Raw genomic sequence first — 21,733 nt, forward strand, 5'->3', positions numbered from 1 at the left:
TAAAAATAGTAATTTATTCAAACATTTGTATAAATATAAATGTTTTCAAGGTTTTATTTAAAGACGTCTTAAATAAAATCTTATTAAAAATTCCATAATTCAAAAAATAAGTGAGCTATGGAATCTTTAAAGTTTATGCCTTGTATTAAGGCAATTGTACATAAGAAATCTGTTAGGAAAGCGAAAATTTAACAGTTCTGTGTAAAGAACTTAAATGAATGTATAAACTTTAAAATTAAAAAATGAGTACAAAAATTAAGAATACGCTCTTTCGTTTTGTGTCGATGAGAGCACCTGAATTAGTAGATGAAGAAAGCAAACAAGAAGGCTTTATTTTTAGAAGTGATTCTGTAGAAAAAGGTGTTTTTGATACTGCTGTATCTGATTTATCAGAAGGCACTACAAAATGGCAGGCAATGAAAACAGCTTCAGAGACATTTCAGGCATTAACCAAAGAGCAGTTAAAAGCGTTAAAACCTGAATTATATAAATTTTCAGTTTGGGTTGCTAAAAATAGATTGTCTTACAGTCAAGAAGCTCTAGAAAGTCAGATTGAGGGATTAACTCCGATATCCGATCAAAAGGTATTAGGAGAGTTATGGAATAATCTTTTCTATCAAATTTTAACACAAAAAGAATTCTACGCTAAAGAGATTTTAATTCAGTTATTAATTGCAAATAATTTTCTAACAAATTACAAAGGAGACAAGAGCACCGTAAAAGGTCTACTTAATTCTAAAGTTGTTTTACCAAAAACATTATTTATAGAAGAAGGTATTACTGAAGGAGCTCAAGCTAAAGTAGCTCAATCCCAAACAGCACCGCCATCATTATATATGATGCAACAACATGCTGTATCAGAAGCAAAATTGTTTAATGAGCAATTAACTCAACTTAAAAAAGAATTAAAAAAAGCAGAAAAAGTATATAGTAAGGAATACCAAGCTGCTTTAGAAACAGCAGAAGAAAATTATCAAAAAGAGATAAAGCCTATCTTAGATCAATATAATGCTGATTTAGAAGCAGAAAGGCAAAAATGGTGCGAAATAAGAGATCCAAACCAAACTTATGATCCAAACGATCCTTGTAAGCAACCTAATGTTATTCCAGAACCAGATGTTCCTAAATTTACTTTTCAATTTAGAGACGAACTAGACTATGATTTTATACAAACTAAACTGAGTACTGAAAGTTTTGAAACACTTTCATTTTTAGTAGGTACGGTAGATTCTTCCGCAAAGAGTGGTGAGCAATTGCGTATAAGTGAACAAGAGTTTAATTCTTTTTCTGAAGATTTAGAAGGTTTTACTGATTTAGATAATGTTATACAAGATGTTATTTCTGATAATGAAAACACCATTGTAGATAATACTCAAGATGAAGGGAATACTTTTGTAAGTATTGGAGGTGTTGTTGTGCCTGTTGATAATACCGACACATCTCCAGATTTTAGTTATGAATTATGTTTCACTCCAAAAACTGTATTATCTATAGGAGGTTATTATTTTGCAAATTTAGGACTTAAGGTTCCAGATCCTTCTTGGCAAATAAGTGGAATAGATTATACATTGCATAGATCTGACGGTGATTACACAGATGATACAATATTGCATTTTAGTTCAAATAATGGTTTGCGTCATTATATTAAAATGAATATAGGTAATCCAACCTTAGCAGATCAGCCTCAAATACAGTCGTTTTCTGCAACTATTACATTTACCAACGGAGTAGTAAAAACTTTAAATGAATCAGTAGTGGTTCTTGGTTCTTGTACTAATGGAATTGCTAGTGGGGAATTCATTGATGATACTAATGATGATATTCCTAATTCAGGAACTTCAAATGAGCAACCTTTTATACCTTCTGGTTTTGGCATTAAACAATTAGGTGTTGCAGATTATAATAAGGTTGAGCAAACAACTCAAGGTTATGTTGAAGGTGATGTAGCACACATTGAAAACATCATGGCACGTGAGTTTAAAGAACGTAGTACAAGACGTCTCAGAAGAAAAGAAGATACCGTTACTACATCTTCTGAAACAGAAAGAGAGCAGCTAACGGATACAACTTCGGTTAATCGTTTTGAGATGCAAAACGAAGTAGCAAAAGTAATTCAAGAAGCTAATGATTTTAGTGCAGGAACAAGTTTTAATGCAAGTTATGGAACAGGGAAAAATGGTATTCAGCTTGGTGCAAATGCAAATTATGCCACACATAACTCTAGCGAGCAAAGTACAGTTCAGGCAGTAACGGAAGCCAAAGAAATTACAGAACGCGCTTTAGATAGAATTGTTACTAAGGTAAAAGAAGAGCGCATTGAAAAGATCGTCGAAGAGTTTGAAGAAAACAATTCACATGGTTTTGATAATAGAAAAGGAGATAAACATGTTGTAGGTGTGTTCCGTTGGGTAGATAAGGTATTTAAAAACCAGATTATCAATTATGGTAAGCGTCTAATGTTTGAGTTTATGGTACCACAACCAGGAAAGTTGCATAAACTAGGTATGATAGGAGCACAAAATACAGACGATAGTTTATTGGTTGAACCAGTTGATCCAAGAAAGTCAACAACGCAGCAAGTGAAAGATTTCTCGGAGTTAACTGATACAAAACTCAAATATTGGGCAGCTAAGTATAATGTAGATTTTAATTCTAAACCTCAAAGTAGAATTTCCATTTCGCAAGGTTTTGAAGGTAATTACAATTCAACAGGATATTTTACTACTGGAAAAGGTGAAATAGAAATTCCTGAAGGTTATGAAGCTAATAAAGCTAAAGCAAGCGTCTCTTTTGACTTTCATCCAGGAGGTATGGAAGCTTCAGGTGTAACTATAAACGTTGGAGACAAATTTTACAATAAACAATGGTTTCGTCATTTTAATACACAAAATATTTCATTTAATAATTTAGGAGGTATTCAGAAAAAGTTAGGTGTTGCTTATAAAGCTTTTGATTGTGGTACCATGAGCTTATCTGTAGTTGCTGAATGTGATTTAACCACAGAAGCCTTAAATCAATGGAAGCAAGAAACATTTAAAGCAATTATAGATGCTTATGATGAAGCATTGATTACTTACAACGAAAAGCTTGCAGAAGAAAAAGTGTTAGGTGTAGAAATCAAAGGAACCAATCCAGGATTCTACAGAGAATTCGAAAATAAGATTTTACGTAAAAACTGTATTTCTTATTTATTAGACCAAAATCCAAGTGCTAAGAATACTTATGGAAAATCTAATCTATTCTATACCAACAATGGAGGTGAGGCAAACTTTGGCAATATCGAAGTTAATGTAAACCAAGCGTTGGATAGTTATGCAGCGTTTGTAAAGTTTATGGAGCAAGCTTTTGAGTGGGAAATTATGTCTTATAATCTATATCCATATTATTGGGGCAATCGCCAGGATTGGTCAAACCTTTACCAATATGATGAGTCTAATGACCCATTATTCCGCAACTTTATGCAGGCAGGTATGGCAAGGGTTGTGGTTACCGTTAGACCAGGTTTTGAGGAAGCTGTACGTTACTATATGCAAACCGGACAAATTTGGAACGGAGGCGAAGTCCCTGTTATTGAGGACGAGCTATACTTATCGCTCATAGACGAATTGCGTAAGCCAGAAGGTGAAAAACTTGGTAAAGCTTGGCCAACAAGAGTACCAACAGCTTTAACCATTTTACAAGCGCAAAGTATTGGCTTAAATGTTACTAAAGCGTTACCGTTTAATGAAGATCTTTCAGATTTTGAAAACCCAGAAGAGGTACCACAATCAGCAGAGATTGAGATGACTGACGCACAGATTGGTATTTCTGAAGGTGATGGAGAACGTCACATAGAAAATGTAGATATCGTTGATGGTTATTTACAATTTAATACAGACGACGATCCAAGACAAACCGTAGCTCAAATTTCTATTCAGTCTATTAAGAATGCTATAGATGGTTTAGCTTAATCAGAGAATTTCGTTACTAGAAATTCTAAACAAAACATCCTTACCCTTTTTTGTCATTCAGAGCTATCAGGCTGACTTTGTAGAAGTTAAAGCAAAGAATATCAAACCATTCCGTGCTCAAACCAATTGAGTGCGGAACAGGGTATGGTATGTTTTAAAATAAATGATTTAATAATTAAATATATAATTATGAGTGCAAACACTAATTATTATTCAAGTGAACAAGATGTTATAAGCAAAACTAGCTTTAAGGAACTAGCTTTTGAAGCTAAGCATGGATCAGAAGTAAGTAAATGTGGAGCGTTTACAGATGATTTTTATGAAGGAGCAATTAATGCAAAAGACGTAATTGATAATATAAAATCTAATAGAACTAAAGGAATATTATTCTTTTATTTTTTTGACTATGTAGAAAGTTTGTCTAAAGAGTCTATTACTACTTCTTTTAATTCTACAGGACCACCCACAATCATTACATTAAATAGACCAATACCATACAATTATGTAGGGTTTAATGGTAAAAATAAAATAGCTTCATTAGATATTAAGCTTAACAAAAGAGCTTGCTACATTAATACTAAAAAACCAGGTGTTCTATGGAATGTAAAGCCAGAAAGTAATGTTTTTGAGGTAGAGATTAATTTTGTTTATGATGATGCAATAGACCTTAGGGATTTCAACACAACGCCAGAAACAGATAATGATTACAAACTTGAAGAAAAGTATAACGGTATTGTTATAAAAGTTACAAATACGGAAGATCTTTTGGCATTATCTAAAGATTTAGGTATTGAACAATATATATATAACAGAGTCAAAACAGATTTTAAAAACTTTCTAAGCTCAATCGAAAGTATAGAAGAGCTAGAGTTTATCTATAAACAACTTCCCGATCAGCTTATTAATGATATTGAATTTATTAATGGAATAGGCTATGATACATTCTATAAACATTTTAAGGCGTTTTTCGATTATGATACCGATGGCTTACTAAGTAGTTTTAGAGACAACAGTAATGGCGTGGTTAAAAGCCTAAGATGCCTAGCATCCTTTAAAGAAAAGCTTTTAAAGGAATTAAAAGAGAAACCAGAGTTTATTAAAACAGCCTATAAAAATCTAGATGGCAGTAGTGAGTATCTTGGAGAAATAGAGCAAAATAGAACCATTTATGCAGATATTCTGTGGAGCTTATGCCAACTAAACAATTTCAAAGGTTTAAATCGTACTGGCAAGATATTTAGATTTGGTAACAAAGATGGTATAGATTATGAGTTAGATAGTAATGTGTGGACTAACAATATAGAAGATCAACTCTTCTTAAAACAGGAGAAATCTAGGCTCACTACGGTAAAAGTACCAAAATTTGAAACCGACCCATCAGACGGTGTTACTTTTGATACAGGGCTTACGGAAGATAAAACCTATAGGACAAACCTCACTACTGATGAGGGCAGTTACTTCCACCCGCTAGACTTGGTAATCTTTGAGATTTACAGAGGAGAGGAAGAGCCTATAAGGCTTTTAGTCCCTGCAATTTTTTTAAAGGCTTTATCCGACAAGGAGGAATGGGAAGAGATTGATAAAAACATCCGTATCGGGGTAGATATCTTAGCCGTACTTTTGGGAGTTCTTACATTGGGCAGCACTTCTGGTATTTGGGCAGTATTAGCAGTTGCTGATATAGCTATTGCGGGCACGGATGTTGTTGTAATGACATTTAGAGACGAAATAGCAAGTACCGAAGGCGGTAGAGCCTTCCTGCAAACATGGGAAAAAATTTATATCGTAGGCGGTGCCATAACGGCAGGTCCAGTATTAATTAGAACTTTTATAAGCGGAGGAGCTAAGTTGCTCAGCCAAGCAGGCAAACTTAAGCTTAGCCAAGACGCCTTAAAGTACATACGCACCCTAATGCTCAAGGTAGTGCTAGAGGTAAACATACACAACTTTACAGGTAATACGGCAAAGATATTAAGCACTAACCAAGAGCTTATTACAGCAACAAAAGGCATTATTGATGAGTTTAAGGCCACAAAACTACTAGAAGCAAACTGTATCATTGCCGAAGGCACAGTACAAATAGGCAAAACTACCCAAAAAGAAGTAGCGGTTATCTATAAAGGCACAATAATTGCTGAAGGCACTATTGGTAATAAGGCATTTGCAGACTTACTTAGAAAGCTTAAGGGAGCAACACCAAATAAGAAAAAGCTTTTAGAGTTATTAGAAGGGCTTTATGAAAATAGAGGGATTCCATTTTTGAAAGGATTTAGCTTAAAAAAAATAGTTAGTATTCCTAAAGGCAAAAGACCAAAACCTTCTTTATATTTACCTAAAACTTACATTAAGAACCATTTGGAGTTGTTTTTAAATGAGGGTGTCGCTTCTAGGATAGTTTTGAAAAAAGATTATCTTAAATACGGAATAGGTAAACCAGATTTAGGAAAAACAGAATTCTTAAGTCTAAAATCTCAAATTGACAAACTTTTAAAACAGGCTAATGGGGATGTGAGCAATTTATCTAAAACTTTGGGTGTTCCAGAAGAACAACTAAAAGGTGGTTTGGTAAGGATAGATTTTAAATTATCGAAAAAGAGTAAACTTGTTTTTCCTGAAGGTAATGAGTTTGGAGCTAACCCGCAATGGCTACCTGGCGGAAAATTACCAACAGGAGAGCTTGAGATAGTAATTAAAACAGAAGGATTAATTCTTAACAAGGATTATCGAGTGTATGATATAATATTTAATAAATAAAATTATGAAAAAAGAACTTTATAGCAGAAACTGGGATTATACATTATATGAAGTAAATGGTAAACAAATAATTACTGTTACTATTTTTGGGAGAGTAGACTATCAAAGAAGTTTTTACTTAGAAAATGAAGTAAAAGAATCTGAGTATGAAAACCTCAAAGAGCTTTCTGAAGACATTAGGAATAACTACGATAAGTTTAAGTCTTTAGAGATAACTCCACCAATTCTTGAGTAGCCCTTTTTAGTTGAAAAATGCTTACACAAGCCCCAAACATAAAAACAATGATACAAGTAAAATTATTGATAACACCCAATGAATTAGAGTTTCAAAAAAAGGATGAAAGATTTAAAGACTTTATAGATTGTTTAAACAATGAGCTAAGGGAACCTATAGAAATTATACACGAGAAAGACAACACATATTCTGGCTATTATTTGTTTTTTGAAAGTAATTATCTTCCAAATGAGCACTACAAACATGTAGATCAAAAAACATTTTTAGTTTCTGTAAGCAACCCTAATAATAATATAATTAAAGATTGTAATCCAGCAGGTTTTGTGGCGTTAAGAAATTATATGGCAAAATTCCCTCTTTTATTTGGGTTAGAAAAAGCACTTCAGTATGCTGGAATGGATATTAACAGATTAAGGTATTTTGATTACAACGCTGTTATTTTACAGGAAAAAGACGGTACATATAAGCCTATGGTAAAAACGGTTTTTAAGTATTTAGAGATTTATGATAAGTATTTAAAGAATCTGCAAAAACACCAGTAAAAAATTAAAAAGAGCATTTGTACAAATGCTCTTTTTTGATGAAACATTCTCATAAAATAATAAGATCCCTGACAGACACTCCTCTGTAAAGAGTTCTGATAAATTAAAACTAAGCCATAGTATATAAACTATGGCTTTTGTAATTTTAGAACAATAAATTTTACAATAGAACTACAGAGTCATTAAAAGAAAATATGTTTGGCATCACTTAGATGATTTAGATGAAAATTTAGAATGCACGATACAATTAATTACGAAAAGTGTGCACAAAGCAACATATAAACATTTAGGTTCAGCTTCTCAATTTCAAAATTTATTAAACATTCTAGAATATTTGACATGATACAATTAGAAGAAACTCAGCAAAAATTAACACCTCAAGAAATTATAGAATTCGAGACAGAAATGAACGTAAAATTACCTCAATCGTTTATAGAACAAATAATGTCTTCAAATGGTGGTTATCCAGTAGATGATTTATATTATATGGGATACCAAATAGATGAATTCTTTTCTATAAAATATGGCGATGAAACTATAAGTGAACAATTAAAACTTTTAGAAGGCTTTTTTGATAATAAAAAAACTATTCCTTTTGCAGACTCTAATGGTGGAATTATTTATATAGATACTATTGATTCAAATAAAGTAAGTATAAGATATTCAGATGGTCAAACAGATTTTTTAGCTGATTCATTTAAAAAATTTATCGATGGGCTAAGAGATGAACCTTATGATTTTTAGTTCAAAAATAACTTAAAAAAAGCCCTCGCAGGCACTTGTCTGTGATGAGTGTGGTGTTAGATAAGTAAAGATAAGAGCTACCTTTATAAGTGTAGCTTTTATTATTTTTGGATTGGTAACGAGTTAAAAACTCTCGCTAGTGAGGGCGGAACACCCATTAATAAATAAAAAAATATGAATGAATTATACAGAAGAGCAAATAATAGAAAAAGCAAAACAGATAATGAAAGACCTTAGACAGGAATTCTACTCTGAGGAATGTATTAATGGAATTTTTTTTACTAAAGAAAAGAGGCTTCTTTTTGGGGAAAATAAAGACAAATTCGACGCAGTATGGTCTGTAGGCATTAGTTCTTTTTTTGATAACGTTGACTTCCTACATATTTCAGACGAAACAGGTGAACCGTTATACTATCAAAACTTTAACACGTTTGTTTTTGACATTGGTAAAGATACCAAGGAAAGATACTTTAAAATTGAAGAAGAACAATAAATAATCATGTTAACAGAGCAAGAAATGCTAGAAATAGCTGAAAAATTTTTAAAAAAATTAGAAAGTCAAGGAAGTGTTGAGTTAATGCTATACGAAGAACCGATAAAAAAGACTTATGGTAATATTTATCATTTTAATTCAAAAAAATTTATTTTAACTCAAGAAATGGATTATGCACTTGGAGGCAACGCCCCGTTTTTAGTGGAAAAAGAATCTGGAAGAGTAGTTGGTTTTGGTACCGCTGGAAAGTTCGAAGATTATGTTAACGCTTACGAAAATGGCACACTAGTGCCAACGTTGCATACCTATTGGTATCCTGATGAAGATCGGTTTAGCCATAAATGATATGTTCAAAAGCCACATCTCTGATGTGGCTTTTGGTATTTTAGAAAACGGACGCTCGGTTTCAGAAATGATTAGCTTTATTTTTAAAAATATTAATTGACAAAACTGTAATAATGAATTCAAATATTGAAAGATTATTATCTGATATGATCTCATATTACGATCATACGAAAAACACAGAGGAGGATAATTTTTTGTTAAAAGCACAAAATAAATTAGGTAGAAAAAAGATGTTTTCTAGAACCCTGAGTTTATTTGGTTGGATAAACCCAATTAATCATAATCTTCCTGATTTTAATCCTGACAAATATGATATCTTTGACAAAGAGGTTATGGATAGTGAAGATTTTAAAGAGGTTTATGAGGGATTTGAATTTGTCTTCAAAAATATCCCAGAGATGAAAGAACTTTTTGTATTAAAGGAAGAACATGTTGAGTTTAACCCTTCATTAAGTAAAAGTGATATTCAGGATATTTATTTATGAAGGAAAACCACACTTATAAATTACGATCTTTTCAGATAAAACGAAGACCGGACTAGATATTGTTCACTCGGTTAAGCTTGACTAAGATAACTACCTAATAAGATTTATAATCAAAAAGCCTGCGTTTAAATCCAGTAGATTCTTTGATTTTTTCAGAGGTTAGTCTAAAGGAGGTAAGCTTAGGTAGACATAAAAGCTGGTTTGTGTTAGAGCAAAAGGTTTTTAAAGTAAGAAAAAGAATCTTGAAGGGCAGTTGGTTTTGGTACCGCTGGAAAGTTCGAAGATTATGTTAACGCTTACGAAAATGGCACATTAGTGTCAACGCAGCACACCTATTGGTATCCTGATGAAGATCGGTTCAGCCATAAATAATATGTTAAAAAGCCACATAATTTGTGGCTTTTATATTTTAATAAGTAAACTCATGCTACTCGCCATAGGCGCCCACTATCAGAAGAAGAAGCCTTAGCTAAAGTTCAATTACTACATGGGCCGTATCGTATACCTACCGTTTTAAAAATTCTAGATCAGATTACAAGCAAGAGTAAGTATGCCTTAATTAGAGCATAGGTCTAAATATGCCTCTAAAAAGGCAATTTATTTGTTGACGCTCTACATGGTGTTGTAATGACATCTATTTATTTCCGTACCAACAAATTACAAAATTTAATAAATATATTTTGCAAAATGTTTGTTTTTTATTTGTAATATGTTTATATTGTATTCGCTTTTCTAACAACGGTTATCCGTTTGTACAATAAATTTCGTGTTAAGTAGAAACTAATAAACCTAGGTTAAACCCTGTTCTGGTTAAGAAAAAATTAAAGTAACCTTTGGTATAGGTTTGGTCTGCTTATATCTTTTATTTAAACATATGTTTAAAAATTAAGGAATAATTCTATTCCACAAATCAGTAATCTTTTAAACAAACAGTAAGATGAACATTATTAATAAGGCGCTATCAGAATATGGCGTTAAAGAAATTGTTGGCTCCAAAGACAACCAAAGAATTATAAAATATTTTACGGATTTAGGTTTTGATGGTGAAAAACTAAAAGACGAAACTGCATGGTGTAGTGCTTTTACTAATTGGATAGCTAAAACCTGTGGCTATGAATTTTCAGGTAAACTTACAGCGCGTAGTTGGCTCTCGGTTGGCGAATCTGTAACAAGTCCAGAAATCGGTGATATTGTAGTATTTTGGAGAGAGTCTCCAGAAAGCTGGAAAGGCCATGTAGGCTTTTTTATTAAGCAGACTAAAGGCTATGTCTACGTCTTGGGAGGTAACCAACGCAACATGGTATGCATAAAGGCATACCCCAAAAACAGAGTGTTGGATTATAAAAAACTAAGAAAACAATGGAAAAAACCATAAAAGTTTTATTCTGGTTACTCACGTTGTTATCTCCTGTTAACAGTGTTATGGTCACTATTGTATTTTTAATTGTTGTAGACTTTATTACAGGATCTTATGCTTCCTTCAAAAACAGTATACCCATTAGAAGTTCTAGAATTGGGCATACTATTTCTAAGTTTTTTATCTACAATTTGGTGATTTTAGCAGCATTCTTTTTAGAGAAACACATTGTCAACGAAGTGCCTTTTCTAAAGATAATCGCTGGTTTTATTGCCATTGCAGAGATAAAATCTATTCTAGAAAATTACAATGTTATATATGGTATAAATCCATTTAAAGCATTAATAAACCTTATAAAGTTAACACCGTTAAAAGACACAATTGAATCTTTAACAGATGAGGATTCTAAAGCAGAGGATAATCAACAACAGTAATTTAGACAAGTATTAAAAGCCTAAGAAGTCTCCAGTGATGTTTCAGTAAGCGAAAATCATTGGAGACCGAGGCTTTCTTTTTTAAAACCTAAGTAAAAAAGCAATTTAGATGAAAACAGAAAAATTCCTATTATATATCATTTTATGCATTGTACTATTCAATCTTTTGAATTTACAATGCAATCCTAAACCAAAAAGAGAATGGCCTAAAATAAGTGTTGTAAGAGATACGATTTGGCAAACAAAGATAGACACCTTTAATGTTCAAACCACAAATTATAAAACAGTGTATGTTGATACTACAGACGTTTCTAAAGTTATTGAAAATCAACAAAACCTAACAATTGTTAAAGATCATTTTATAGAGGCAAAAGCCTATAGAGACACCTTAAGCAACGATGATATAGATATTTTCACCTACAACCTGGTAGATGGGAAACTTTTGGATAGTGAAATATCATATAAGTTAAAAGTGCCTAGAGAAATTACGGTGACAAAAACCATAGAGCATCCAAAAAGTTTTAGAAGTGGTCTATATATGTTTTCAGAGATTGGTGGTAATCAAAACATGTTTAATAATTTAAGTTTAGGGCTTCAGTATAATAGAAAAGGTAAATGGTTTGCTAGTTACAGAGCTAATTTTAATGAGTTGAAACAAACTACACACAATATAGGTGTTGGTTTTAGATTATTTAAATAAAAAAACCGCATCAATCTGATGCGGTTTTTTTTATTCATATTTCAAATATGAAGTCTAATTTAATAGATAAGTATTGTTAATTCTATTGATATCTGCCATCATTTGCGATGGATCAATCTCAACAGATTTTACTTCCTTTTTGGTTTCAAAAGTGTAGGTTGGGTAAGCCCAAGCCCAATCGTTTATAATAGTTGCTGAGGTTGGTTTTTCGCCACGCATCATCTGCAACGGAATATAAAAATCTTCAGTAGTGCCATCTGTGTAAGTAACCTTAAGATCTATAGGCATAGGCATTAAACCGATACGTTCCAGAGTTATGGATTTACCATCAACAGACTGTATTGCATAATCAATAGTATTGGTAGTCTGCGCAAAGTCTATTAAATACCAATCTAGTTCAAAATCTGTGATACGTTCTGCAGTACGGATGATATCTAATGGCTTTGGATGTTTAAAAGAAAAGTCATCAAAATATTTTTTAATGGTTTTCTTAAGGTTGTCCTCACCAATAACATAACCTAATTGTGCTAAAAATACAGCTCCTTTGTTATATGCTGCCCTACTGTAAGCTCTGTTTAAAGCATAACGATCAGCATGTGTGGTCATAGGTTGTTCAATATCAGAATTAGCTAATTTTATATAATCTCTGTAAGAACTCGCTAAAGGATTATCATATTTTTTTTCTCTTAAATGGTTTACGGCCAATTCAGAAATATAAGAAGTAAAACCTTCATCTAACCATTCATGTTTAGCTTCATTACTTGCTAATAAAAATTGAAACCATGTATGGGCTAATTCGTGAGCTGTTACTCCTAATAGACTACCAAACTTTCGTTTTCCGGTAATTAATGTACACATGGCATATTCCATACCTCCATCTCCACCTTGTATTACGGAATACTGATCGTAAGGATATTGACCAACATTTTCACTAAAAAACTGCATTAACTCAACCGTTTTTGGTTGTAGTTTTTTCCAGTTTTCTAAATACGTTTGATCTAAATCTTTTTTGTAATAAAAATGAAGAAGAGGACCATTTGGTACTTGTATAGAGTCATGCTGAAAATCTGGATCTGCAGCCCAAGTAAAATCATGGACTTTAGGAGCTACATAATGAAGCGTTTTTTTACCTTTTTTGGCTTTGGTTTCTTCCTTTAAATAACCCGTTCCGCCAACGACATAGTCTTTATCAATGGTTAATTTTACATCAAAATCTCCCCAAACTCCATGAAATTCTCTAGCGATATACGGATCTGCATGCCAACCTTCAAAATCATATTCAGCAAGTTTAGGATACCATTGTGTCATAGATAAAGCGACTCCTTCTGCATTGTTTCTTCCAGAACGACGAATTTGTACAGGAACTTGTCCATCAAAATCCATATTGAAAGTTACTTTTTCACCAGGTTGAATAGGCTTATTAAGCTTTACTTCTAAAACGGTTCCTACAGTTTCATAAGTTAACGAGGTACCATTTTGAGTTAAGGAATTCACTTTGATATATCCTATTTCATTGGGCTGAAGCTTACTGATTCGGTCACCGATTTTAGCACTCGGATCTGCTATCGTTCTAGAACGTACATCCATTTCACTACCTGGTTGAAAGGCATTAAAGTAGAGATGATAATATACTCTATTTAATACATCAGGGGAATTATTGGTATATACCAATTTTTGCTTACCATGGTATTGGAATTTTTTAACATCCATATCGATTTCCATTTTATAATCGACATGCTGTTGCCAGTAGCCATTTACAGAAGTAGGTTTTACTTGTGAATTTTGAATTGGTTTTTCCGTTGCTCCACATGAAAAAACAATGGAAGCAACAAAAAAGCTAACTAAAAATTTCTTCATTCTATATTATATTTTTGAGGCTAAAATTAAAGCGTTAAATGCATTTACTATTTTTCCAGATGTAGATAAATCTGAGAACGGACGAACGTCTGAAGCATCACCACCAACGACAACTTTAGTTGTTAATGGTAAACCAGATTCTAGAATAACTTGTTTTACCTGAGCAGCAGTTAAATTTGGATAATACGAACGAATTAATGCCGCTACACCAGCAACAGCAGGTGCTGCCATTGAAGTACCGCTAATAGCTTCGTATTCATTTTCTGGAAAAGTAGAATATATCTGAGATCCAGGAGCAAAAATATCAACGTTCTTTTTACCGTAGTTTGAGAAACTTGATACCATTTTAGAACCATACTTTGGTGCTAATGAACCTACTCTAATATAGGTGTTAGAAACCTCTTCGTAGTTAACATTATCATCTGGGAAATTAGGCTCAGTATCTACATCTTTACTATCGTTACCAGCAGCATGTACAAAGACTACATCATTATCTGAAGCATATTTTATGGCATCGCGTACCCAATCTGCATGTGGTGAAAACGACTTTCCAAAACTTCCGTTAATGACTTTTGCACCATTATCTACCGCATATCTAATAGCTAAAGCAACATCTTTATCATATTCATCTCCATTAGGAACAGCTCTAATTGCCATAATTTCAACATTATTAGCAACACCGTTTGCTCCTAAACCATTATTGCGTTCTGCAGCAATAATACCTGCAACGTGCGTACCATGAGATTCAGAGTCTTTTACATGTTTTACATTTCCATTTCCATAACCCGTATCGGTTAAATCATTGATATCATCACTAGTTTTACGACCAGAAAAATCTTTGTTCAAGTTGAAATTTAAACGTTCGTTATATGATTCAATAGCACCTTTAAGCTCTTTTTTAGCGTCTTCCATAGACTCTAAACCATTGCTGTACATGTACTGCGCCATTTGCTTAGCTTGAAGTACAGACTCGTCTTGAGATTCTAAAGCAGCGACATCTTCTTTGGTGTAATTACTTTTACCAGTAGCTTTTGAAAGAATTTTATCAGCTTCTATAACTTGCTGATTAATTTGCTCATATCTAGTTTTTGCCCCTAAGTATTTTTGATACTCTTCATCATGCAATTTTTGAGCTTCATTATATCTTGGATCTGAAGTGTCTCCACTTGCTATAAGACGAACATATTCTAATTGTTCATCATAGGCATCACCCAAAAAGTTCCAACCATGGATATCGTCTACATAACCATTGTTATCATCATCAATACCATTGTTTGGGATTTCGTTTTCGTTAGTCCAGATAACATCATCTAAATCTTCGTGGTCTATATCAATACCAGAATCTATTACTGCAACAATGACTTTCTTTCCTTTTCTGTTTTTAATTAATTCTTCATAAGCTCTCTCTACAGCCATACCAGGAATGGTATCTTTTACAAGATCTAAATGTCCCCATTTATGTTGCTCAGCTTCTGTAAGCTCAGTAACTTTTAAAGGGGAAGTATCAATATTTTCTACAGGAGTAGAAAGCACTTTTGATGATCCGCAGGCTACCAATACTGTAGCCGCAAAACTTAAGTAAGTTATAGGTTTGTGGTTAAATTTCATGTGTGTATTAATCTTTAGTTAAATATTGTATTACAAGTAAATGTTTCGTTGAGTCTTACACCTTTTTCAGTGTGTTTTACAGTGATGATTTCATTATGGGCATCGTGCTCAAGGAAGAGATAAAAATTATTGTCGGCCGCCAAATTAAGGAATAATTCTTTTTCATCTAGGGTTAAAAGCGGTCTTGTATCATAACCCATTACAAAGGGTAGTGGTAGATGACCAACCGTTGGTAATAAGTCTGCCATAAAACAAATGGTTTTCCCTTTGTAATTTATCATAGGAATCATTTGTTTGTCGGTATGACCGTTGGCAAAAAAGATATCAAAGCCTAATTCAGAATCTTTTAAAATATGATTTTTGGGCATTGAGGTAAACTTTAACTGCCCGCTTTCTTCCATGGGCAAAATATTTTCTTTCAAAAATGAAGCTTTCTCTCTTCTATTAGGTTCTGTGGCCCATTTCCAATGATCCGCATTACTCCAAAAATGTGCATTTTTAAATGCTGGCTCATAACCTGTTCGATTGTTGTTCCATTGAATGCTTCCACCACAATGATCAAAATGAAGATGTGTCATAAACACATCTGTAATGTCATCTCTATGAAACCCATATTTTTTCAGGGATTTGTCTATACTATCATCTCCCCAAAGGAAGTAATAGCCAAAAAACTTATCATTTTGTTTATCTCCCATTCCGGTATCAATTAAAATCAGGCGATCACCATCTTCAATTAACAAACAACGTGCCGCAATATCAATCATATTGTTGTTGTCTGCAGGATTTGTGCGTTGCCAAAGTGATTTTGGTACAACACCAAACATGGCACCTCCATCGAGTTTAAAATTTCCAGATTCAATAGGGTATAATTTCATAAGAAAAGGATGTTTAAAAACAAGTCACGCAAATTACTAAAAGGATAACAACTAATAAGGAGATGCTGTATTTTATTAAAGGATATTTAACAAAAAAGGAAAAGAATATTGTGGAATTAGTAAAAAAAATATAATTAAATTTATCTAAAATGGAGAAAAACCAAATAAGCAAAAAATTATGAGCAAGTCTAAACTACAATTTAAAAAGATGAAATTATTAAGATTTGGTCGTGATTTTGAACCCGATGAAAAAGTAATATTACGAGATTACTTAGCCATAGAACGAACACGTTTAGCTAATGAACGTACACTTTTGTCTTACATAAGATCTTCATTGTATTTGTTGCTTGGAGGTATTGGTTTTTTTCAGTTAAAGGGATTTCCTAACTTTAAATACCTAGCTTTACTATCCTTAGCTTTTAGTGTTATTTTTTTTGTGATAGGTGTTTACAGATTTACACTTTTAAAGAAAAGTCTGAAACACCTTTACTATATGTCTGAAGAAAAAGATAACCAAAAAGATTAATATGTTTTTATCTCGTAATTAAATGGATCTGATAATAACCTTTGCTATTATTGTTGTTGGTGTAATCCTTTTTGTAAAGGATTATTTTTCTATTGATACCACATCAATTTTAATTATGGCTATGTTTATCGTAGCCGGAGTCTTGAGTCCCGAAGAAGGCTTTTCAGGTTTTAATCACCCTGCAACTCTAACACTCGGGTGTATTTTTGTAGTTAGTGGTGGCATTTTTAGTTCGGGGATTTTGGACGGCCTGAGTTACAAGATTATAAAGCTTGCCAAAATACACTATAGCATTGCACTGGTGATTTTCTGCACTATTTCAGGCTTATTTTCAGCATTTATAAATGATACAGCTGTGGTCGCTTTACTTTTACCAATAGCATTAACGGTTTGTAGAGAGACTAAAATAACACCAAGTATGTTGCTTATGCCGATTTCATTTGCGGCACTTTTTGGAGGTACTTGTACTTTGATTGGAACGTCAACAAACATTTTAGTTAGTAGTTACGCCAAAAAATACGGAGTAGAAGAGTTTGGTATGTTTGAATTTAGTGGTGCTGCACTTTGTCTTTTGGCTATTGGGTTTGTCTACATTTTTATTATCGGACCGATTTTATTACCGAGGAACCGTGGAGGAAATGAAGAGTTTACCAAAAAAGCTCAAGAATATATCACAGAAGTTTATGTTGAAGAGAATTGCGAAGACATTGATCAGTTCCTTGGAAAATCTATCTTGGTAAAGGATTTTGATGTTAATGTTTTATCCATCCTCAGAAATGGTGTACTAAAGCATAATTTTGGACTAGACACAAGAATATTAGCTGGAGATATTTTAAAAATTCTTGCACCACCTTCAACATTATCGAGATTGTTAGATTATGATGGCTACAGTATAAAAGGTAATAAACGAATGCAAAAAGCAGAAGATGAGTTTAAGTCTTTCAACCTTTATGAAGTTATTATTCCTTTTGGGTCTAGCTTATCCCAAAATTCATTGAAGGGCATAAATTTTAGAAGACAATATAATTCTTCAGTTATAGCTATAAGACAACGAGGCTCTATCATATACGATAAGCTGACTCACGCTATTTTAAAAGAAGGAGATATGCTTCTAATATTAGGGCAAGAAGAAGAAATTAATAATCTAGAAACACATAATCTTGTTGTTAGACTTTCGGAATACGTAAAGAAGAAAACCAACTATAAAAAAGCGATACCAGCAGTATTAATTGGAATAGGTGTTGTTTTGGTAGCATCATTAAATCTCACTTCAATCTTAATTAGCGCTATGGTTGGAGCTTTGTTAATGGTTGTTTTAGGCATATTAAAACCAATTGAAGCATACAATGCTGTAGAGTGGAAGGTTATTTTTATGATGGCAGGCGTTTTATCCATGGGAACAGCGCTTGAAAAAACCGGAGGAGCGACTTTGATTGCTGGCTATATCCAAGATACTTTTGGGCAATATAATGCACATATTACACTAAGCTTAATTTACCTCATAACATTTGTTTCAACCAATTTAATATCGAGTAAAGCCACAGCAGCATTAATGGCACCGATAGTGATTAGTTTATCTAAAGCGATGGAAATAAGTGAACGGCCATTATTAGTAGCAGTAATGTTTGCTTGCTCCTTAACTTTTATGACACCAATGAGCTATCCAACCAATACAATGGTCTATGCTCCTGGGAATTACAAATTCAATGATTTTTTAAAAATGGGAACCCCTTTAAATCTTATCATTTGGTTGGCCGCATCCATGATTATACCTTACTTTTTTCCGTTTTAATTTTTATAATAGATTTAAGTTTTTTATTTAAATAGACTTGTATCTTCACGGCGAGCACATGGCTAATGTTTAGTAACACAGAAGTGGTTATTTAATTATTTATTATTTTCACAAAAAAACAATTTAGATGTTAGAACTAGCAGGAATCATTATACTAGGAATACTAGCACAGTGGGTAGCATGGAAATTTAAAATTCCAGCAATTTTACCATTAATTTTAATAGGTCTTTTAGTTGGACCTATAGCAGCTGAATTTCTTTCTGCCGATGGACATAAATGGATAGAACCTATTTGGAATGAAGAGGAAGGACTTTTCCCTGGTGAGAGCTTGTTTTATTTTGTGTCTTTGGCCATAAGTATCATACTTTTTGAAGGAGGCCTAACACTTAAACTAAGTGAAATAAAAAACGTAGGACCTGTAATAACCAAACTTATTACAGTGGGTTCTGTAGTAACTTTTTTTGGTGCAGCAGCAGCAGCCTTCTATATTTTTGATTTAAGTTGGGAGATTTCATTCTTATTTTCTGCATTAATCATTGTAACTGGTCCAACAGTAATAACGCCTATTTTACGTAATATTCCTTTGAAAAAGGACGTCTCTGCGGTTTTAAAATGGGAGGGTATTTTAATTGATCCCATAGGAGCCTTAGTTGCCGTATTGGTTTATGAATTTATTAGTGTTGATGCAGGTGGCGAGTTTACTAAAACAGCATTGATTGAGTTTGGTAAAATTGTGCTTTTTGGCTCTACATTTGGTTTTACTTTTGCTCATGCCTTGAATCTTATTTTAAACAAGAAATGGGTGCCACATTATTTAATGAATGTATTTTCATTAGCGGCCGTTTTAGGTGTTTTTGTCTTGTCTGATAACTTTGCTCATGAATCTGGTTTACTAGCTGTAGTAGTTATGGGAATGGTTCTTGGTAACTCAAACTCACCACATTTAAAAGATATTTTATATTTCAAAGAGTCTTTAAGCGTATTGTTGATTTCAATACTATTTATTTTACTCGCTGCCAATATTAATTTTGATGAATTATTATTGATTTACAACTGGAAAACTGCAGCTCTTTTTCTGATAATAGTCTTTATAATTAGACCCCTTGGTGTGTTTTTAAGCACTTATGGATCTACTTTAAAAACCAATGAAAAACTTTTTATTAGTTGGGTTGGTCCTCGTGGTATTGTTGCTGCAGGTATTGCATCTCTTTTCGGAATTAAATTAGCTAGTAAAGGTGTTGTTGATGCCGAATACATTACACCTTTAGTTTTTGTAATTGTTTTAGGAACCGTATTATTAAACGCAACCACAGCACGGTTATTTGCTCGTATGGTTGGAGTCTTTTTAACCAAATCCAATGGTATTTTAATTGTTGGAGCATCAAAGGTTTCAAGATTGTTAGGGCATTATTTAGAAACCAATGGTAGACATGTTGTGCTTATCGACAGTAATCAAAACAATATTGCTAAGGCAAAGGAATTGGGTTTAGAAGCTATAAACACAAACATTTATTCCGATTCGCTTACGGATAATATTGAACTTAATGATGTAGGATATTTAATGGCTATGACAGGAAGTTCAGACATTAATAAATATGCCATTAATAAATTCAGAGATCAATTTGGTGAAAATGGATCTTTTAGATTGGTAACTGCTGATGAAATAAGTAAAGTAAAAGACAATCCTAAAGAAGGCTTATTTTCTCAAACCGATGATTATATTTCCCTAACCGAAGTAACCCGAAATTTTCCTTCGATACAAGAAATTGAATTAGAAGATCAATCGCATTACGAAAGTTTAATAGAAATCACCAATAAGGATAGAGAAATGATTCCAATCTTTATTAAAGATGACAGTGGTGAACTACATATTATTTCTTCGCATAATAAAGAAGTTAAAGCTATTGGACAAGGCTTTAAGCTTGTCTATTTAGGAAAACCATTTGATGTTGAAAAGGTTGCTAAAGAAGAGGAAGAAGATTAAATAAAAAAGAGTTTAGTGCAAACAACCAAACTCTTTTTTAGACTTAAAACTTAAATATTACTATTTCCCGAGATTAAACAATAGGGATAGAGTTAATAGGTTGTTTTTATTAATGAAAAAATAAGTGGAATTATCTTTATATTCTCCACCACCATCTGGCTTATATTTTAAGCTGTTATATGCCAGAATATTGGTTTCTAAAGCCAGAGACCATGTAGTTGAAAGCATTAACTGAAAGCCAACTACAGCCGCAAGAGTTAATCTTGTTATATCTGTTTTATAATCATTGTATTTTTCATTTCCAAAACCATAACCAGCTAATAAACCGTACAAAAGGCGTATTTCATTCAGGGTCGAAATGGTATGGAACATAATAATTCTAAGCTGTAAATCAATCAAGTTTTCAGATAAATCATCATAACTGTAACCACTATACATTGCACCAAGAGACGTGTATAAAGCCGATCTTTGAAACAATTTTAATCTATAATAATAGGCAGCTTGTAAACACCATGATGTTTGCTCTTCACCAAAAGCAACACCAGCTCCAACCGAAAGCATTTGCAAAGCAAAAACAATATCTTCTGGTTTAATTTGCTCATTTACTTTTGTGCTTAATTCAGGCTTATTTTCTAAATAGTATTTAAAATCTTCAAGAATATAGTCGGTTTCAATGTTCGTAAAATCTTCAGCCTTAATTTCTTTTTTATTGAATTTAAAGTCTGTTAGGGAGTTAGATTGTGCTTGTATTTTGTAAGACAAGCTAAATAAAAGTATAAGTACAGAGTAAAGAATTTTTTGTTTCATGACAGTTGATTTTGATTGTATTAAATGTTGTTAAGACTCAAAGCAAACCGATTTATGTTTAGCATAAATATTTGTTTTTGATACCTAAGAAGTTAATTAGATAATGAGTAGAGAAGTCTTTCATTGTTGTACGTTTTAAATTGATAGGATAAAACTACACCGAGAGTATGCAAAATGACAATACCTGAGTTCAGGTATATTTGATTTTATATCATAAAAAAACAAAGAGGCTATAACCAATAGTT

Annotated in this window: 18 protein-coding genes; 14 read left to right on the forward strand and 4 right to left on the reverse strand. The window is 32.7% G+C overall.

Going from position 1 to position 21,733, the window contains the following annotated elements; all coding sequences use genetic code 11:
- Nucleotides 1–242 precede the first annotated feature (242 nt).
- The 11 genes from QGM60_RS13380 to QGM60_RS13430 all read left to right on the forward strand — a co-directional run bounded on the left by QGM60_RS13380 (nt 243) and on the right by QGM60_RS13430 (nt 12,039).
- Nucleotides 243–3,950: a hypothetical protein gene (locus tag QGM60_RS13380; RefSeq protein WP_281140762.1), complete on the forward strand. Its 3,708-nt coding sequence runs from the start codon at nt 243–245 to the stop codon at nt 3,948–3,950.
- A 189-nt stretch (nt 3,951–4,139) separates the two neighbouring features.
- Nucleotides 4,140–6,704 carry a hypothetical protein gene (locus QGM60_RS13385; RefSeq protein ID WP_281140763.1) on the forward strand — a complete coding sequence of 855 codons (2,565 nt, stop codon included), beginning with the start codon at nt 4,140–4,142 and terminating at the stop codon, nt 6,702–6,704.
- A gap of 4 nt (nt 6,705–6,708) precedes the next feature.
- On the forward strand, nt 6,709–6,939 hold the full coding sequence (locus QGM60_RS13390) for a hypothetical protein (protein WP_281140764.1): 231 nt from the start codon (nt 6,709–6,711) through the stop codon (nt 6,937–6,939).
- A gap of 47 nt (nt 6,940–6,986) precedes the next feature.
- On the forward strand, nt 6,987–7,481 hold the full coding sequence (locus QGM60_RS13395; protein ID WP_281140765.1) for a hypothetical protein: 495 nt from the start codon (nt 6,987–6,989) through the stop codon (nt 7,479–7,481).
- A gap of 339 nt (nt 7,482–7,820) precedes the next feature.
- Complete coding sequence (locus QGM60_RS13400) at nt 7,821–8,225, forward strand: SMI1/KNR4 family protein (protein WP_281140766.1); 405 nt, start codon at nt 7,821–7,823, stop codon at nt 8,223–8,225.
- Nucleotides 8,226–8,403: 178 nt separating this feature from the next.
- Nucleotides 8,404–8,718, forward strand: a complete 315-nt coding sequence (locus QGM60_RS13405) for a hypothetical protein (protein ID WP_281140767.1) — start codon at nt 8,404–8,406, stop codon at nt 8,716–8,718.
- A gap of 24 nt (nt 8,719–8,742) precedes the next feature.
- Nucleotides 8,743–9,063, forward strand: a complete 321-nt coding sequence (locus tag QGM60_RS13410) for a hypothetical protein (RefSeq protein ID WP_281140768.1) — start codon at nt 8,743–8,745, stop codon at nt 9,061–9,063.
- Nucleotides 9,064–9,176: 113 nt separating this feature from the next.
- A complete protein-coding gene (locus QGM60_RS13415; RefSeq protein WP_281140769.1) occupies nt 9,177–9,548 on the forward strand; it encodes a hypothetical protein in 372 nt (123 codons plus the stop codon).
- Between the two features lie 937 nt (nt 9,549–10,485).
- Complete coding sequence (locus tag QGM60_RS13420; RefSeq protein WP_281140770.1) at nt 10,486–10,923, forward strand: TIGR02594 family protein; 438 nt, start codon at nt 10,486–10,488, stop codon at nt 10,921–10,923.
- The gene (locus tag QGM60_RS13425) at nt 10,908–11,339 is read left to right on the forward strand and encodes a phage holin family protein (RefSeq protein ID WP_281140771.1); all 432 of its coding nucleotides are present in this window, start codon (nt 10,908–10,910) and stop codon (nt 11,337–11,339) included. Before QGM60_RS13420 ends, QGM60_RS13425 begins: the two co-directional genes overlap by 16 nt.
- 109 nt (nt 11,340–11,448) lie before the next feature.
- Entirely contained in the window at nt 11,449–12,039 is a 591-nt protein-coding gene (locus QGM60_RS13430) for a hypothetical protein (protein ID WP_281140772.1), read from the forward strand.
- A gap of 54 nt (nt 12,040–12,093) precedes the next feature.
- Here QGM60_RS13430 and QGM60_RS13435 read toward each other — a convergent pair whose 3' ends face one another.
- Genes QGM60_RS13435 through QGM60_RS13445 form a run of 3 tightly spaced genes read right to left on the reverse strand, consistent with a single transcriptional unit; the run spans nt 12,094 to nt 16,379 of the window.
- A complete protein-coding gene (locus tag QGM60_RS13435; protein ID WP_281140773.1) occupies nt 12,094–13,896 on the reverse strand; it encodes a M1 family metallopeptidase in 1,803 nt (600 codons plus the stop codon).
- A gap of 6 nt (nt 13,897–13,902) precedes the next feature.
- On the reverse strand, nt 13,903–15,504 hold the full coding sequence (locus QGM60_RS13440) for a S8 family peptidase (RefSeq protein WP_281140774.1): 1,602 nt from the start codon (nt 15,502–15,504) through the stop codon (nt 13,903–13,905).
- Between the two features lie 14 nt (nt 15,505–15,518).
- Complete coding sequence (locus tag QGM60_RS13445) at nt 15,519–16,379, reverse strand: MBL fold metallo-hydrolase (RefSeq protein WP_281140775.1); 861 nt, start codon at nt 16,377–16,379, stop codon at nt 15,519–15,521.
- A gap of 208 nt (nt 16,380–16,587) precedes the next feature.
- Here QGM60_RS13445 and QGM60_RS13450 point away from each other — a divergent pair, with 208 nt between their 5' ends.
- The 3 genes from QGM60_RS13450 (at nt 16,588) to QGM60_RS13460 (ending at nt 20,681) form a co-directional block, all read left to right on the forward strand.
- Nucleotides 16,588–16,905, forward strand: a complete 318-nt coding sequence (locus tag QGM60_RS13450; RefSeq protein ID WP_281140776.1) for a DUF202 domain-containing protein — start codon at nt 16,588–16,590, stop codon at nt 16,903–16,905.
- A 22-nt stretch (nt 16,906–16,927) separates the two neighbouring features.
- The gene (locus tag QGM60_RS13455; protein WP_281140777.1) at nt 16,928–18,697 is read left to right on the forward strand and encodes an SLC13 family permease; all 1,770 of its coding nucleotides are present in this window, start codon (nt 16,928–16,930) and stop codon (nt 18,695–18,697) included.
- Between the two features lie 127 nt (nt 18,698–18,824).
- Nucleotides 18,825–20,681: a sodium:proton antiporter gene (locus QGM60_RS13460; RefSeq protein WP_281140778.1), complete on the forward strand. Its 1,857-nt coding sequence runs from the start codon at nt 18,825–18,827 to the stop codon at nt 20,679–20,681.
- Nucleotides 20,682–20,741: 60 nt separating this feature from the next.
- Here QGM60_RS13460 and QGM60_RS13465 read toward each other — a convergent pair whose 3' ends face one another.
- Nucleotides 20,742–21,488, reverse strand: a complete 747-nt coding sequence (locus QGM60_RS13465) for a hypothetical protein (protein WP_281140779.1) — start codon at nt 21,486–21,488, stop codon at nt 20,742–20,744.
- Nucleotides 21,489–21,733: the final 245 nt, after the last annotated feature.

Source organism: Winogradskyella sp. SYSU M77433, from assembly GCF_029911945.1.
GTDB lineage: Bacteria > Bacteroidota > Bacteroidia > Flavobacteriales > Flavobacteriaceae > Winogradskyella.